Source organism: Natronorubrum halobium (assembly GCF_051351675.1).
Classification (GTDB): Archaea; Halobacteriota; Halobacteria; order Halobacteriales; family Natrialbaceae; genus Natronorubrum.
Map to the genome: position 1 here is coordinate 2,705,821 of NZ_CP195595.1, position 14,695 is coordinate 2,720,515.

General features: G+C 65.3%; 16 protein-coding genes. 9 read left to right on the plus strand and 7 right to left on the minus strand.

Translation table 11 applies throughout. The features are described from left to right. Positions 1-10: 10 nt before the first annotated feature. The 4 genes from ACSFC7_RS13375 to ACSFC7_RS13390 all read right to left on the minus strand — a co-directional run bounded on the left by ACSFC7_RS13375 (position 11) and on the right by ACSFC7_RS13390 (position 3,000). The gene (locus tag ACSFC7_RS13375) at positions 11-1,066 is read right to left on the minus strand and encodes a zinc-dependent alcohol dehydrogenase (protein ID WP_436343287.1); all 1,056 of its coding nucleotides are present in this window, start codon (positions 1,064-1,066) and stop codon (positions 11-13) included. Between the two features lie 139 nt (positions 1,067-1,205). Beyond that, positions 1,206-1,964: a CDP-alcohol phosphatidyltransferase family protein gene (locus ACSFC7_RS13380; protein ID WP_436343288.1), complete on the minus strand. Its 759-nt coding sequence runs from the start codon at positions 1,962-1,964 to the stop codon at positions 1,206-1,208. Positions 1,965-1,967: 3 nt separating this feature from the next. Beyond that, on the minus strand, positions 1,968-2,333 hold the full coding sequence (locus ACSFC7_RS13385; RefSeq protein WP_436343289.1) for a DUF7475 family protein: 366 nt from the start codon (positions 2,331-2,333) through the stop codon (positions 1,968-1,970). A gap of 61 nt (positions 2,334-2,394) precedes the next feature. After that, positions 2,395-3,000 (minus strand): hypothetical protein, encoded by a 606-nt coding sequence (locus tag ACSFC7_RS13390; protein WP_436343290.1) that lies wholly within the window; start codon positions 2,998-3,000, stop codon positions 2,395-2,397. Between the two features lie 222 nt (positions 3,001-3,222). Between ACSFC7_RS13390 and ACSFC7_RS13395 the strand changes: the two genes are divergently transcribed. From ACSFC7_RS13395 to ACSFC7_RS13425, 7 genes are all read left to right on the plus strand, one after another. After that, positions 3,223-3,855 carry a 50S ribosomal protein L1 gene (locus tag ACSFC7_RS13395; RefSeq protein WP_436343291.1) on the plus strand — a complete coding sequence of 211 codons (633 nt, stop codon included), beginning with the start codon at positions 3,223-3,225 and terminating at the stop codon, positions 3,853-3,855. A gap of 1 nt (position 3,856) precedes the next feature. Continuing rightward, positions 3,857-4,903, plus strand: a complete 1,047-nt coding sequence (locus ACSFC7_RS13400; RefSeq protein ID WP_436343292.1) for a 50S ribosomal protein L10 — start codon at positions 3,857-3,859, stop codon at positions 4,901-4,903. Positions 4,904-4,924: 21 nt separating this feature from the next. After that, complete coding sequence (rpl12p, locus tag ACSFC7_RS13405) at positions 4,925-5,269, plus strand: 50S ribosomal protein P1 (protein WP_436343293.1); 345 nt, start codon at positions 4,925-4,927, stop codon at positions 5,267-5,269. A gap of 214 nt (positions 5,270-5,483) precedes the next feature. Next, complete coding sequence (locus ACSFC7_RS13410; protein ID WP_436343294.1) at positions 5,484-6,203, plus strand: hypothetical protein; 720 nt, start codon at positions 5,484-5,486, stop codon at positions 6,201-6,203. A 66-nt stretch (positions 6,204-6,269) separates the two neighbouring features. Then, positions 6,270-7,511, plus strand: coding sequence for a tripartite tricarboxylate transporter permease (locus ACSFC7_RS13415; RefSeq protein WP_436343295.1), 1,242 nt, complete (start codon positions 6,270-6,272; stop codon positions 7,509-7,511). 111 nt (positions 7,512-7,622) lie between these two features. Next, entirely contained in the window at positions 7,623-8,429 is an 807-nt protein-coding gene (locus tag ACSFC7_RS13420; RefSeq protein WP_436343296.1) for an N-acyl homoserine lactonase family protein, read from the plus strand. Between the two features lies 1 nt (position 8,430). Beyond that, on the plus strand, positions 8,431-9,750 hold the full coding sequence (locus ACSFC7_RS13425) for a hydroxyacid-oxoacid transhydrogenase (protein WP_436343297.1): 1,320 nt from the start codon (positions 8,431-8,433) through the stop codon (positions 9,748-9,750). Positions 9,751-9,763: 13 nt separating this feature from the next. Here the strand turns inward: ACSFC7_RS13425 and ACSFC7_RS13430 are convergent, their stop codons facing one another. After that, positions 9,764-10,600 (minus strand): BtpA/SgcQ family protein, encoded by an 837-nt coding sequence (locus tag ACSFC7_RS13430; protein WP_436343298.1) that lies wholly within the window; start codon positions 10,598-10,600, stop codon positions 9,764-9,766. 553 nt (positions 10,601-11,153) lie between these two features. Between ACSFC7_RS13430 and ACSFC7_RS13435 the strand changes: the two genes are divergently transcribed. Further along, a complete protein-coding gene (locus ACSFC7_RS13435) occupies positions 11,154-11,603 on the plus strand; it encodes a PKD domain-containing protein (RefSeq protein WP_436343299.1) in 450 nt (149 codons plus the stop codon). Positions 11,604-11,696: 93 nt separating this feature from the next. Here the strand turns inward: ACSFC7_RS13435 and ACSFC7_RS13440 are convergent, their stop codons facing one another. Both ACSFC7_RS13440 and ACSFC7_RS13445 read right to left on the minus strand, forming a co-directional pair. Next, on the minus strand, positions 11,697-12,854 hold the full coding sequence (locus ACSFC7_RS13440; protein ID WP_436343301.1) for a mechanosensitive ion channel family protein: 1,158 nt from the start codon (positions 12,852-12,854) through the stop codon (positions 11,697-11,699). A gap of 106 nt (positions 12,855-12,960) precedes the next feature. Then, positions 12,961-13,530, minus strand: coding sequence for a thioredoxin family protein (locus tag ACSFC7_RS13445; RefSeq protein ID WP_436343302.1), 570 nt, complete (start codon positions 13,528-13,530; stop codon positions 12,961-12,963). Between the two features lie 506 nt (positions 13,531-14,036). On the opposite strand from ACSFC7_RS13445, the gene ACSFC7_RS13450 reads away from it, so the two are divergent. Further along, positions 14,037-14,660, plus strand: a complete 624-nt coding sequence (locus ACSFC7_RS13450) for a hypothetical protein (RefSeq protein ID WP_436343303.1) — start codon at positions 14,037-14,039, stop codon at positions 14,658-14,660. Positions 14,661-14,695: the final 35 nt, after the last annotated feature.

Here is a 14,695-nt window from a genome sequence, read left to right on the forward strand (position 1 = left end):
GCCAGCTCGACTACTCGTAGGTCAACACCACCTGAATCGCCTCGTCGGGGCGTTCCTCGAGCAACTCGTAGGCCTCGCCGGCGTCCTCGAGCGGCACCTCGTGCGTGAGCAGTGGTGCGACCTCGAGCCGCTGCAACCACTCCCAGGTGAGGTCGTGACGGCGCTCGCGAGACCAGCGGCCGGAGAGTCGCGGATCGATCGTACTCACCTGACTGCTCCGGATCTCGATTCGGTCGCGGTGAAAGCGGCCGCCGAGATCGAGCGTCGCGGACTTCGTGCCGTACCACGAGCCGACGAGCACACGGCCGTCGAACCCGGTGGTCGCGACGGCGTCGTTCAGCGCGTCGGGATCGCCCGAGAGCTCGTAGCTCAGGTCCGCCCGGTCGCCGGCGATCTCCCGAAACGCCTCGGAAACGTCGTCGTCCGCCGGATCGAGCGCGCGGTCCGCGCCGAACCGCTCGGCACGCTGGCGGCGGTTCTCGTCGGGTTCGAACGCGACGAGGGTCTCGAGGGGCGTGCGAGCCAGCAGTGCCGTCGTCAACAGGCCGACGGTCCCCTGTCCGAAGACGGTAACCCGTTCTCCCAATCGGGGCTCGCCGTCGAGCAGGAAGGTAACCGCCGTCTCGAGGTTCGCGAAGAGCGTCGCTTCCCGCGGCGGGACGCCGTCGGGGACCGGAAGGAGCGTCTCCGGCTCGGCGACGAACTGACTCTCGTGAGCGTTGTACGCGAAGACCGTCCGCTCGAGCCACTTTTCGGCAACGTTCGCGCCGACGGCGGTGACCTCGCCGACCGCGGCGTAGCCGTACCGGAGCGGAAAGGAGAGGTCGCCGTCGAACGCCTCGAGTTCCTCGTCGGCCGGCAGATCGGTCGGGGCTTCCCCCCGGTAGAGCAGCCCCTCCGTGCCGGCGCTGATCGCCGACGCGGTGGTCCGGACGCGAACCTCCTCGGGTCCGGGCTCCGGGACGGGGCGAGACCTGACGGCGACGGTCCCCGGGGCGGTGAAGTAGAGGGATCGCGCCCTCGAGTCGGCCTCCGGCTGCGCGCGGGTCGTGTCGGGGTCGGTCACGCTGGCGCGACGTTCCACGGGCCGACACTTGGTCGTTTGTACGGGCGACGCGAGTACGCGATCCGTACGAACCGAGCGGGCCGTCCCGGCCGGACGATCGGCAGGTGTAGGTGACGATTTCGTCACCCGTCTCGACCGGTTACGAGCCGAGACGTCCGGAAACGGCGAGCCAGTCCCGGCAGAAGTTCGCCAGGAACGGAACCAGCACGATCGTCGCGAGCGTACGCGTAACGGCCGTTTCGAGGCCCGGCACCAACGCGAGCCAGACCGCGAGCATCGCGAGCGCCCCGAGGGGCCGGCGAAACCGGTTCGGCGGGAGGTCGAAGACGGGACGGTTGCGACGGGTTCGCCACCACCGGCCGGCGACGAACAGGTACCTGGCAGCGCCGACCGCGAGAAAGACGAGCGGGAGCGCGCCGTCGACGACGGCGACGAGCGTCCCCACGAGCACGACCAGCGCGTCCGTCTCGACGTCGAGGCGAGCCCCGAGATCGGTGACGCTGTCGGTCGCCCGCGCGAGCACACCGTCGACCGCGTCGAGCGCCGCGGCGACGGCGAACAGCGCGGCCGGCACCCGCGAAACGAGTCCCGTCCCCGCTGGCGGTCCCGTGACGACGAAGCCGGCGAGCACCGCGACGGCCGCGCCTCGGGACACCGTCACCCACGTCGCGAGTGTGACGGGTTGGGTTCCGAGTCCGTCGACGACGCCGAGGAAGAGCGCCGACTCGAGCGCCACCACCAGCCCGACGATTGCCAGAAAGCCGGCGGACGGGCCGGCGGCCCATCCGACCTCGAGTGCGACGAGCGCGAGGGCGATCATCGCCGCGTTGCCGGCGGTGACGCGACCCCACCGCGGGAGCGTCCGTCGCCGAACGGCCAGCGTCGAGTCGTCGGTCATCGGTCACTCACGGCGGTAGAGCACCACCAGAGCGGCGATCAACAGCAACTGTGCGACTTTATCGACGACGCCGGCAGCCGTGAGTTCGCCGAGGCTGGCGGGCTGGTTGACCGTGTACCAGAGGACCACCTGCCCGACGGTAAAGGGAATGCCGAGGAGGTAGACGAGCCGTCGGCGATAGTCGAGGAGGACGAGTGTAATTCCGAGACCAAAGCCGGCGGTCGCGACGAGGAAGGCACCACCCATCCAGTGGGGGAGAAAGCCGATGCCGAGAAGCAGGTGGACGGCCGCGGTCACGAGCGCCAGCGCGATCGCCACCCAGCGGAGCGTCGACATCGACTCGGGGGCGACTCGATCGCCGGGTGCCATACTCGCGCTCTCGACGCGTGTGAAGAAACGCCTTACGCCGGATTGCTCGAGTATCCGACGCTTAAATCTTGTTCGCGGGCGGAACGGTGCGCTCGCTGGGATGCGTCGAGCCGCCGGCGCCTCGCATCACGCGGATTCCGGCACCGGTGCCGAGTGCACCGGCGAAGAGGCCAGCGACGAGGGTAATGGGGAGGGAGAGTGCGACGAGGCCGCTGAGGAGGCTGCCGACGACGACGCCGACCCACAACTGATCGCGGCCGAATCTGGCGGCGATCGCGTGGCCGACCGCGACGAAGCCGACGATCGTCAGTACCGGAACGACGGTCAGGCCGACGGCGACCAACACGATACCGAAGAACGTCCCGAGGCTCGTTCCGATGATCAGATAGCCCGTACTCACGACGGCGCCGATGACCAGGAGGGTCGGGATGCCGATACAGATCGAAATTACCGGGCTCCGACGGGATTTCGTAACTGTTTGCGGTCCAAAGTTCTGGAGTAATCCGAGAACGACCATCGCGACGACGAGTGTCACCCCGGCGTGGACGCCCGCTCGCTCCAGTGCACCCAACGCCTGATACGTCTCGAGTCCGAGACCGGCCGCGGCGAAATGGCCGATTGACTCAAGTACCGCCCCATTGACACCATATAAATCTACTGGCCCCATACTCGAACAATATACTTTCACGTTCAATAATATTTTCGGTCTGTGTTACTCGGTGTCACCTGTGAGGAGAACTCGAGAGACGGCTCGTATCGAGGGGATGGTAGGCCGTGCGGAGCGCAGTTCGACGGGTTTAAGTTCGCGATGGCACTTCGTCCAAGGGAGACAGGCATTGCCTGTTTCACTGACCCGTAGGAGCACTCCTGCGTACTACGGAGGTGAACGATGGCAGATTCGGATATTGAAACCGCAGTCGCTCGCGCACTCGACGAGGCACCCGATCGGAACTTCACCGAAACGGTCGACCTCGCGATCAATCTGCGCGACCTTGACCTAAACGAACCGTCGAATCGTGTTGACGAGTCTATCGTCCTGCCGTCCGGAACCGGCCAGGAAACCCGTATCGTCGTAATCGCCGAGGGAGAAACCGCCGTCCGCGCCGAAGAGGCAGCGGACGAGGTCCTCTCGGGAGACGACGTGGCCGATCTGGACGACGACGAAGCCAAAGATATGGCGGACGAGACGGACTTCTTCATCGCCGAAGAGGCGATGATGCAAGATATCGCCCGGCACCTGGGTACCATTCTCGGTCCCCGGGGGAAGATGCCGGATCCGCTCTCGCCCGACGACGACGTCGTCGAGACCGTCAACAGACTCAAAAGTACCGTGCAGCTTCGCTCCCGGGACCGACGAACGTTCCACACGCTCGTCGGAGCCGAGGATATGGATGCCGAAGACATCGCCGACAACATCGACGTCATCCTGCGTCGCCTGCACGCCGACCTCGAGAAAGGCCCACAGAACATCGATGGCGTCTACGTAAAGACGACGATGGGGCCGTCTCAGGAGGTTGTCTAATATGAGCGCACAGGCTGAACGCAAGACCGAGAACCTTCCCCAGTGGAAGAAAGAGGAGGTCGACGAACTCGCAGAACTCATCGAGAACTACGAGAGCGTTGGCATCGTCGGCATCACCGGCATTCCGAGCAAACAGCTCCAGGACATGCGTCGCGACCTGTACGGCACCGCCGAGTTGCGCGTCAGCCGCAACACACTGCAGGTCCGTGCGCTCGAAGACGCCGGACTCGGCGACCTCGTCGAACACATCGAAGGGCAGGTGGGTCTCGTCGGAACGAACGAGAACCCCTTCTCGCTCTACAAGGAACTCGAGGCGTCGAAGACGCCGGCACCGATCAACGAGGGCGAAGTCGCCCCGAACGACATCGTCGTTCCCGAGGGTGACACCGGTGTCGATCCGGGGCCGTTCGTCGGCGAGCTGCAGAGCATCGGCGCGAACGCCCGCATCGAGGACGGTTCGATTCAGGTCATGGAGGACTCGACGGTCTTAGCGGCCGGCGAGGAAGTCTCCGCGGATCTGTCGAACGTCCTCAACGAGCTCGGGATCGAGCCCAAGGAGGTCGGTCTCGACCTTCGCGCCGTCATCGCCGACGGCGTGCTGTTCGACCCCGAGGACCTCGACATCGACATCGAGGCCTACGAGAGCGACGTGGCGACGGCCGCCGCTCGCGCTCGAAACCTCTCGATCAACGCGAGCTACCCGACCGAGGCCACCGCGCCGACGCTCATCGCCAAGGCGACGGGCGAGGCCAAGAGCCTCGGCCTGCACGCCGCGATCGAGGACGAAGCACTCATGCCCGACCTCGTCTCCAAGGCCGACGCACAGCTGCGTGCGCTCGCGGCCCGGATCGACGACGAGGACGCCCTGCCTGAGGAGCTGCAGGGTGTCGAAGCGCCCGCCGCCGAACCGGCGGCGGACGCCGAGGGCGACGACGAATCGGCAGACGACCAGGACGACGCTGAGGCCGACGCCGCCGAAGATGATGACGACGACGATGACGACGAAGACGCTGGCGGCGGCGAAGGACTCGGCGCAATGTTCGGATAATCACGACTGGAGGATACAACAATGGAATACGTTTACGCTGCACTCATCCTGAACGAAGCGGACGAAGAGCTCAACGAAGACAACCTGACGAACGTACTCGACGCTGCCGGCGTCGACGTCGAAGAATCCCGAGTCAAGGCGCTCGTCGCCGCACTCGAGGACGTCGACATCGACGAGGCGGTCTCCGAGGCTGCCGTCGCACCCGCTGCCGGAGCCGCCGCAGGCGGCGCCGCGGCCGGTGAGGCCGCAGGCGACGACGAGGACGAAGAGGTCGAAGAGACCAGCGACGTCCCGGACACGACGGACGACGACGAGGACGAAGACGAGGACGCCGGCGGCGAGGGCCTCGGCGAACTCTTCGGCTAAGTCGCGACGCGACGATTTCGCAATCCCGATTTTTGTTCGACGCTCTGGGTGCACAGCGACGGGTATCTTCCGCGTGAGCGAACGCCGGTGAGTGCTGCCGACGAGAGTCAGTGACGTCCGCCCTACTCGAGCGGATCACGTCGTCTCGGAGCCTGTCCGCCTGAGGGTGTGACCGGCGTGTTTTTTCACGGACTGGTTCGATGGGGTGACTATCGTGACGACCGGCAGATTCGCATTCGACATCGAGACGATCAATCCCCAACTTGAGCCGGATCGGCAACCGGACTTCCAGAACCCGGACCACTTCGAACTGTTCTCGCTGTGTTGTGCCTACCAGCCCGATCGAGACGCGGCGATCGAACGCGAGGTGTTCTTCCGCGAGGGTCGCACTGGCGCGGCCGAACTCGATCTCGTCGAACGGACGCTGGACTGGTTCGACGCTCGCGACGGCGAGTCGGTACTCACCTACAACGGCGAGTACTTCGATTTCGTCCAGTTCGAAGGCCGTACCCGCATCGCGAGCGAGACGCTCGGCGACCGACACGGCCTCGCCGATCGGGTCGCGTCGTTCCTCGAGACGGTCGAGAGCGACGACCTCCGGATCGACGCCTGGGACTGTTTCGGCGAGTACACGTCGTTCGAAGACACCTGCGAGCGCTGCGAGATCGACGTGCCGCGGACGATGCTCGAGGAGTACGAGGTACGGACGGACGAGTACGCCGCCCATCGCGACACGCTGGACGCGATGAAACCGTACTTCGTCGGTGCCGACGTCCCGGTCGTCGGCGAGCGGTATCTCGACTTGCTCGAGGCCGGCGCGACCGAGACGAAGACGTTCGCGGAGCTTCACGCGATGCTCGAGCACTACGCGGTGACGGACGTGGTGCCGCTGTTCGATCTCGCGGACGAGCGGCCGTTCGGCGCGTCCGCGTAGGTAGTTCGGACGGTGGGGCCGATCGGGACTGAGACTTTTTCAGTGAAGCCGCGGCCAGACAGGCCGATGGCCATCGCTCCGGTCGAGTTCGTTACCGAGCCGACATTGACACTACAGTTGCTCGGCTGGATTCTGGCCGGGGCGTTGCTCGGAAGTTGTAGCGGACTCGTGCCGGGGTTGCACGCGAACAACTTCGCGCTGCTGCTCGCCGGCTTCGCGCCGTCGATCCCCGGCGAGCCGCTGTTCGTCGGCTGTGCGATGCTCGCCGCGGGCGTCGTTCACACCTTTCTGAACGCCGTTCCCGCGATGGCGCTGGGGGTTCCCGACGCCGAGATGGCAGTGACCGCGCTACCGGGGCATCGGATGGTCCTCGAAGGCCGGGGCTACGAGGCGATCCGACTCTCCGCGCTCGGAAGCGTCCTCGCCGTCCTGCTGGCGGTTCCGCTGGCCCTGCCGATCACGTGGGGCGTGACGGCCGCCTATCCGACGATTCGTGACAATCTGGGGCTCCTGCTGGCGATGGTCGTCGTCGCACTGATCGCCTCGGAGTACACGTGGCGCGCGCGGATCGGTGGATTCGTCTCGTTCGTGCTCGCCGCCGCACTGGGTCTGCTCACGCTCGATCTCTCGCCGGACGCGCCGCTCGAGGCCGGCGGGATGCTCGCGCCGCTCTTCGCGGGGCTGTTCGGCGCGCCGGTGTTGATCGACGCCGTCTTCGGAAGCGGCATTCCGCCGCAGTACGAGGAGCGCATCGAAATGCCCCGCTCGCTCGTCGGTGCGACGGCGTTCGCCGGCGCGCTCGCCGGTGCGGTCGTGGGCTACATTCCGGGCGTTTCGGCGGCGATCGCCGCCGTCGCGGTCCTCGTGCTGGTTCCCGGCCAGTCCGGTGATCGGGGCTACATCGTCGCGACGAGCGGCGTCGATACGGCGAACACGATCTTTGCGCTCTTCGCGCTGGTCGCGATCGGCCAGCCCCGAACCGGCGTGATGGTCGCCTTCGAGAACGTGAACGCGCCGCTCGAGTTACCGATCCTGGTCGCGGGGGTCGTCCTCGCCGGCTTGTTCGGGTTCGTGCTCGTGATCGTCGTCGGGGAGACCTACCTCGATATCGTCGGGACGATGGAGTACTGGAAGATATCTGTGGCCGTCCTCGGCCTGCTGTGCGCGCTCTCGTACCTGTTTACGGGGCTCGTCGGTATCGTCGTCTTCGCGGTCGCGGCTGCGATCGGGATGGTCCCGGTGCGTCTTCGGGCACGGCGCGTCCACCTGATGGGCGTCCTGATCGGGCCGCTGTTGCTGATGCAGTGATCGGTACCGGGTCTCGATCGCGCGAGAACGTGCTCGCTTCCGTGAACGTCTGTGAATGGCACACAAATGTTTTTGATCGGAAATGATGTAGGGGTTCGAGGTGTCATTCACATGGTAAATGCGACGATCGACGTCCTCTATCGCGGGGGACTCGAGTGCGATCAGAACTACATGCTCGAGGGCCACACCCTCGGAACGCACGACGAACCCAACCCGGACGTGGACTACGACGAGATTCCCGTCTGGAGTCTCGTCATCGATCACCCCGAGGGAACGATCCTCTGGGACACCGGTAACCACCACGAGGCGCTCGAGGGACACTGGCCGGAGGGGCTGTTACAGGCGTTCTATCCGTACGACGCCGACGAACACCGTCTCGACGACGATCTGGAAAAGGCAGGGTACGGGATCGACGACATCGACTACGTCTTCCAGTCACACCTCCACCTCGATCACGCCGGCGGCCTGGAGTTCTTCGACGGCACCGACGTGCCGATCTTCGTCCACGAGGAGGAACTCAAGTACGCCTACTACAGCGCGAAAACCGAGAAGGGGAGCGGCGCGTACATCCTGGACGACTTCGACCACGACCTGAACTGGGAGGTGCTCCACCGGGATCGGGAGGAACGTTTCGAGGACCTCGAGTTCGTCCGGTTCCCCGGCCACACGCCGGGGTTGACGGGGACGATGATCCACCTCGACGACGACGGCACGGTCGTCTTCACCGGCGACCAGCTCTATCGGGCGGAGAACTTCGAGGAGGAGATTCCGCTGGGCGCGTTGCTCCTCTGGGGCAAGACGGAGTGGTTCGAGAGCCTCCAGCGGATCAAGGAACTCGAGCGCCGCCACGACGCCCAGATCGTGTACGGTCACGACAGCGGTCAGTTCGAGGAAATTCGGGACGGGTGGGGGCAGTGAGATGAGCTACGAACGCTCCGTCTCCGCGCCCGAACACGACCTCCAGCCGGAGACGGTCTGGCACCTGCAGATGCCCCAGATCCGGTGTGGCCGTGACGCCGTCGAGGAGTTGGCGTTCCAACTCGCCGATCTCGGTGTCAGCGCCGACGGCGACCCCCACGGTCTCGTCGTCACGGACGAGACCCTGGTCGACATCGGCCACGCGGGTCGGGTGACGGACCACCTCGAGGACGCGGGCTACGACGTGACCGTCTGGGACGGTGCCGAACGCGAGCCGTCAATCGAGAACGTCGACGGCTGTATCGAGTTCGTCCGCGAGAACGAGGGCGAGGACGGCTACGACTTCTACGTCGGCTTCGGCGGCGGCAGCTGTATCGACGTGGCGAAGGCGACCCGCGCGGTGATCGCCAACGGCGGGCGGGTGCTCGACTACATCGCCGAACCGACGGGTGAAGGCGAGGCGCTGACCGACTCCGGACCGCCGCTGGTGCTCATGCCGACGACGGCGGGGACGGGGGCCGAGATTTCCCCGGTCGCCATCCTCTCCGTCGAGGAGAAGAACATCAAGGAGGGCATCTCGAGCAACCACATTCGGGCCGACGCGGCCGTCCTCGATCCGACGTTTACGACGACGCTCCCGCCCGAGATCACCGGTAAGACGGCGATGGACGCGCTGGGTCACGCCATCGAGGGCTACACGACTCATCCCTTCGACGGCCTCCTGCGAGCCGCCGATCCCGAGTCCCGACCCGTCTACGCCGGACGGACCGAACTCACCGAGATGTTCTCGGAGAAGGCGATCGAACTGTTATCGGGGAACGTCCGGACGGCGGTCCACAACGGCGACAACCTCGAGGCGCGCGCGGCGATGCTCAAGGGCGCCCTGTTCGGCGCGATCGCCGGGCTGACGGCCGGCGCGAGTCTCGCTCACGCGATGGCCTACCCAGTCGGAAACCGGTATCACACTTACCACGGTGAAACTATCGCGGTGTTGACGCCCGCGAGCACGCTGGGCTACAACGCGGCCAGCGACCCCGAACGGTTCGTCGCGGTCGCCGACATGCTGGGTGCCGACACCGACGGTATGGGGACCCGCGAGGCCGCCGATCAGGCCCGGAAGGAGTACGTTCGGCTCCAGCAGGATCTGAACGTGATCCCGAGCGGCCTCGAGGAGCTCGCCGGGATCACGGAGGAGGACATCGACTGGCTCGCGAGCCAAACGGTGGAGACCCAGCAACGGCTGCTGCGCTGTAACCCGCGTCCGGTGACGGAAGACGACGCCGCGGACATCTTCCGGGACGCGCTGCACAACTGGGAGTGAGTCGTGCGAGCGGTTACGACCGACTCGAGTCCCGCGCTGCCACGACGGTTTCGACGCGCTCGCTCGAGACCCGGTTCGTCGTCTCCCCGTCCTCTTTGAGCGCCGTGCCGACGATCACGCCGGCTGCACCGGCCTCGAGACAGTCGCCGATCGTCTCGCTCGTCACGCCGCTGCCGACGAAGACGGGCGTGCGGTCGTCGGTTGCTGGCGCCGTGAGCGTCGTGGCGACTCGGTCGACGTCCTCGAGTGCCGTCTCGGAACCGGTTCCGGCACCCGAGACGACGATCCCGTCGGCCCGGCCGCGTTCGGCCGTCTCGAGTGCGGCCTGCTCGATATCGGGGTCGCCGACGGGCGTCGCGTGTTTGACGTGAACGTCCGCGAGGATCGCCACGTCGGCGTCGATCCGGTCCCGGAGTCTGACGGTCTCGTGAGCCTGACCCTCGAGGACCCCCTGATCGGTCGCCGCGGCACCGACGTGAACGTTGATGCGGACGAAGTCGGCGTCCGCGGCCGCGGCGATCGAGAGCGCGGCGTCGGCGTCGTTTCTGAGGACGTTGACGCCGACCGGGACGTCGACGGTACTCGTGAGTTCCGACGCGAGCGTCGCCATCTCCGCGACGACGTGTTTCGGAACGTCTTCGGGATAGAACGGCGCGTCGCCGAAGTTCTCGACGACGATCCCGTCGATGCCGCCGGCCTCGAGTCGACGGGCGTCCGCGAGCGCGCGGTCGGCGACGGCGTCGCGGTCGCCGTCGAATGCTGGTGCGCCGGGCAGTGGTGGGAGGTGGACCATCCCGACGACTGGGTTGGCCGCGTCGAACCGGTCCAGCAGCGGTGTCGGCGTTGTCATAGCGGTGCTGTGGGCTCGAGTGGGATAAGTCGGGGTGAATTCGTCCCACCGCGACGATCAGTCGGCCGCTCGCGACGAGCGGTCATCCCGGTAACGTCGAGCGTCCTGCTCACGCTGGCGGCTAGGAAGGCCACAGCCTCCCCAACCGATTTCTGTTCGAGGGCGCTTCGCGTCCTCTGCTCATGGACCGTCGGTCCGTCTGCTCACGGCGCGACACGCCGTCTGCTCGCGGGCCGACGGCCCGCTCGCATAGTCTGCGAGACCTGTGGTCTCGCACTATTCGCATGGTATGCGGGATCGTTGGTCCCGCACTACTCGCATGGTCTGCGGGACCACCCTCGCTCGCTGACGACAGGGCGTCGCAGTGACCGGACCAGTATCGGCGCGCTGTTCGCTAGCGAGCGGTCGCTCGAGACCGAACGGGTTCGACGATCTCCGGCAATTTTTGACGCGTATCGCGTACTAGCCGAACATGGTTGTTAGCCGTCCCAACGGGTGGGAATTAGGTGTCTTTTTCAATGGGATACGGCCGCGAGTGGTCAGTACGAGGTCCATGACTGTACACACCCGACGAACGGTTCTGAAGGCGGCAGGGGCATCGACGATCGCGGCCGTCGTCGCCGGTTGTTCCGGTAGCGACGATGACGATGGCGACAGCGACGACGACACGTTCGAGATCGACTCCGGAACGGAGATCGTCGTCCACGGCTACAACTCCCACTGGGAAGGGGCCGCACCCGACGATATCGACGACCTAGAGAACCCGACGCTCGTCCTCGAGGAAGGCGAGCAGTACACGATAGAGTGGGTCAACGGTGACGACATCGCACACGACCTCCAGATCTGGGACGCGGACGACGAGGTCGTCGACGAACTGGCTACCGAGGAGGTCGCCGACGAAGGCGAGGGCGCCACCCTCGAGTTTACTGCGGACGCCGAGATGGTGACGTACGTCTGTAGCTTCCACTCGGGATCCCAGAGAGGCGAACTCGTCGTCGAGTAACGGGCGACCGGTTCGCGACGAGGACTTCCTTCCTCGCGACGGCGCCCGAATATGTAGTATCGGTGGCACCCGGCCGACTCGTTTCTCGGTTTCTCAGTCCTCGGGCGGCGAGACCGCGCCTCTCGGCGTTCGAGGCTCTTCGATGCTGAACCCCTCCTCTCGAGCCGTGTGAACCCGCTGGGGGTAGGGAATATCGATCCCTTCCCGATCGAACGCGGCCACGATCGCGTCCATCATGTCCGTCTGTGCGTCGTGTTTCCGACGCATCGTCGGATCGGCGATCCAGGCGCGACACTCGATGACGATCGCCGAATCGTCGAATCGCTTGCCGACCACCTGCGGGTTCGGGGCGTTCTTGATCGACTCGAGGTCGCTGACGGCGTCGGCGACGGCCGAGCGGGCGCGTTCGAGGTCGGCGTCGTAATCGATGCCGACGTCGACCGCGATACGTAACTGATCGTTCTGCGAGTAGTTCGTCAGCTGGCTGTTCGTCACCTCGTCGTTGGGGATCAGGACGTGTTTGTCGTCGAAGGTCTGGATCTTGGTGGTGAAGATGGTCACGTCGGTGACGATGCCGGTGGTCTCGTTGACTTCGATCCAGTCGCCGACGTGGAACGGCCGCGAGAACAGCAGGATGAAGCCGGCCAGCATCGCCGTCAACGTTTCGCGGGCCGTCAGCGCGACGATCGCGGTGATCGCCCCCGCGCCGATGAATACGTTCGTGAGGTCGATCCCCCACAGCGTCAGGATCATCGTTCCGGCGAACGCGACGATCGCGACGTCCGAGACGTGATAGGCGACCTCGCTCTGGTGTTTCGTGATCGCTCTCGTCTGGGCCAGTTTGTCGATCGATCGATTGACGAACCGGATCGCGAGGTAGGCGGTCAGGACGATCGCGCCGGTTACCAGCTGCTGGGCGGCGAGCCACCGATCGATCGCCATCGTCCGCAGCGTGTACTCGAGGACGAACGTGACGTGCCAGATCACGCTGAACGCGTAGACGCCGGCGACGACGACGGCCCCGAGGAGGACGACCGAGCTGGCCTCTGCGATATGAGTGCCGTACCACCGGCGAACGACGCCCTGAAACCGTGACGCGCTGCCGAATCCGAGGATCACGAGGACGGTAAGCACGACCGTCGCGAGGAGTTGTACCTCGAGCGAGGTGAGATACGTCTCCTGAACCCACTGAATCGGATCCGGTCGAAGAGTCGACGACTGGAAGAGAACGCTCGAGACACGCCAGATCATTCGACAGTACTAGTAGCGTATCAGTCGGTATCAGCGAAAAGCCGGCAGACGCAACCACGAGGGGACCCTGTAGTGCTCTGGATTCCGGATCGGGTATTCTTACTCGTCACTCGTCGGTCCATTTGATCGAACAACCCTGCGAGGGCTGCCACTCCAGGTCGACCGACTCCCCCTCGAGCACCGAGTCGATGGCCTCGCGGACGTGGAACCGCGTGGGTTCGTCGTCGGGGTTCAGGGCGTCGTCGAGACGGCCCTGGTAGACGAGTTGGAACGCTTCGTCTGCTTCAGACCACGCAAACAGGAACGGATCCGGCGTACAGACCGCGCCGTACTCCCTCGCGACCTCCTGGCTCTCGTCGCGCAGGTAGGCGTCGTACTGAACCCGGCCGTCTCGGACGTAGTCACGCATCTTCTCGAGCGAGTCGTCGGGGTATTCTTCGGCGTCGTTGGGGTTGATGCCGACGACCGCGACGTCGTCGTACTCGGCGGCCAACTCGTTGAGCAGGTCGAACTTCGCCTTCGCGTACGGACAGTGATTGCACGTGAAGACGAGCAGGAGCGCCTCGTTGTCCGCAAAGGACTCGAGCGTGTACGTCTCGCCGTCTGCACCCTCGAGTTCGAAGTCGGGAGCGGGGTCACCTGCGTCCAGTTCGGTGTCAGACTCTTTCAATACCATACCGGCGGATTCCGGACGTAATCCCTTAAGCGTCGTGTTCGTCTCATCGTTCGGACGGCTGGTTACCGACTCCCTTGGCGATCAATACTCGTTCTCAGTTCAGACCGACCAGACCACGTGCGGTGGCACGCTTAGCCGCGGTGAACGAATGCGAGGCGCGACTCTGGGAGCGCCTCGAAAAGTGAACGGCGACTACCGGGAGCCGTGAGCAGAGTGAACCGCGGCTCGACAATGCGCGAGGGTTCGCAGACCAGGCAAACGGACCGACGGTCCGTGAGCAGACGGTTGCGACGCATCCGTGAGCAGCGATCGGCTGGGGAGGACGTGGAAACCGCTGTTGCCAGTGTGAGCAGAGCGCTCATCTTCATCGCACTCACGACGAAAACTCGACCAGTAAGTACGCACAGCAACTGAACAGTAGTTCCACGAGGGTGGCCCGTCCCACTCCCGGATGGAGGCGCGAAGCACGACCCACCTATTTGTACCCCCCGCGACATCGATGTGGTATGAAGACGCTCGAGGTCACTGACGAACAGTACGCAGTCATCCAACAGCTCCGCGAAGAGATCTCCGAACAGGTCGTCGGCAAGTACGGCTTCGTCCGCGAACGCGACGCCGTCCAGTACCTGATCGACAACCTCGACGGCGAGACCGAACTCGATATCGAACTCGACGCGGACCTCGACTCCTCGGCGACCGACGACGTCGCCGCCTCCGTCGGCGCGGCGATCGACGGCGACTCGACCCCGGAGGATCTCGAGGAAGTCTCCTACATCGAGGACGACTCGGTCGACGAAGACGATCCGGAGTCCGACGCGGATGCCGACGACGCCGACGGTGAGGACGGTGGGTCCGACGAAGACGCCGCAGACTCGAGTGACGACACCGCAGACGCAGCCGACGCGGACGCCGCGGACGACGGCGCGGACAGTGACACTGGCGGGGATGGCTCGGCCGACGACGACGATATGCTGGACGAGATGATGAGTCTGCTCGAAACTCACGACGACAAGTGGTCGGAATCCGACTCCGGGGACTACCGCTACAGCGTCGAACTCCCGGACGGGACGACGGAAGACGTTCAGACGAAAGACGACGTTCGGGCGCTGTTGTTCAAGAACTATCGGTAGTGTCGGCGCGATCCGGCAGCGGTCGGCCGCGGATC

What these genes read in the sequence shown, in the direction of transcription:
- ACSFC7_RS13385 (WP_436343289.1), bottom strand. Translation starts at nt 2,333, where the DNA reads ATGGCACCCGGCGATCGAGTCGCCCCCGAGTCGATGTCGACGCTCCGC.
- ACSFC7_RS13425 (WP_436343297.1), top strand. Translation starts at nt 8,431, where the DNA reads ATGAGCTACGAACGCTCCGTCTCCGCGCCCGAACACGACCTCCAGCCG.
- ACSFC7_RS13415 (WP_436343295.1), top strand. Translation starts at nt 6,270, where the DNA reads ATGGCCATCGCTCCGGTCGAGTTCGTTACCGAGCCGACATTGACACTA.
- ACSFC7_RS13450 (WP_436343303.1), top strand. Translation starts at nt 14,037, where the DNA reads ATGAAGACGCTCGAGGTCACTGACGAACAGTACGCAGTCATCCAACAG.
- ACSFC7_RS13390 (WP_436343290.1), bottom strand. Translation starts at nt 3,000, where the DNA reads ATGGGGCCAGTAGATTTATATGGTGTCAATGGGGCGGTACTTGAGTCA.
- ACSFC7_RS13420 (WP_436343296.1), top strand. Translation starts at nt 7,623, where the DNA reads ATGGTAAATGCGACGATCGACGTCCTCTATCGCGGGGGACTCGAGTGC.
- ACSFC7_RS13380 (WP_436343288.1), bottom strand. Translation starts at nt 1,964, where the DNA reads ATGACCGACGACTCGACGCTGGCCGTTCGGCGACGGACGCTCCCGCGG.
- ACSFC7_RS13430 (WP_436343298.1), bottom strand. Translation starts at nt 10,600, where the DNA reads ATGACAACGCCGACACCGCTGCTGGACCGGTTCGACGCGGCCAACCCA.
- ACSFC7_RS13440 (WP_436343301.1), bottom strand. Translation starts at nt 12,854, where the DNA reads ATGATCTGGCGTGTCTCGAGCGTTCTCTTCCAGTCGTCGACTCTTCGA.
- rpl12p (WP_436343293.1), top strand. Translation starts at nt 4,925, where the DNA reads ATGGAATACGTTTACGCTGCACTCATCCTGAACGAAGCGGACGAAGAG.
- ACSFC7_RS13395 (WP_436343291.1), top strand. Translation starts at nt 3,223, where the DNA reads ATGGCAGATTCGGATATTGAAACCGCAGTCGCTCGCGCACTCGACGAG.
- ACSFC7_RS13445 (WP_436343302.1), bottom strand. Translation starts at nt 13,530, where the DNA reads ATGGTATTGAAAGAGTCTGACACCGAACTGGACGCAGGTGACCCCGCT.
- ACSFC7_RS13435 (WP_436343299.1), top strand. Translation starts at nt 11,154, where the DNA reads ATGACTGTACACACCCGACGAACGGTTCTGAAGGCGGCAGGGGCATCG.
- ACSFC7_RS13400 (WP_436343292.1), top strand. Translation starts at nt 3,857, where the DNA reads ATGAGCGCACAGGCTGAACGCAAGACCGAGAACCTTCCCCAGTGGAAG.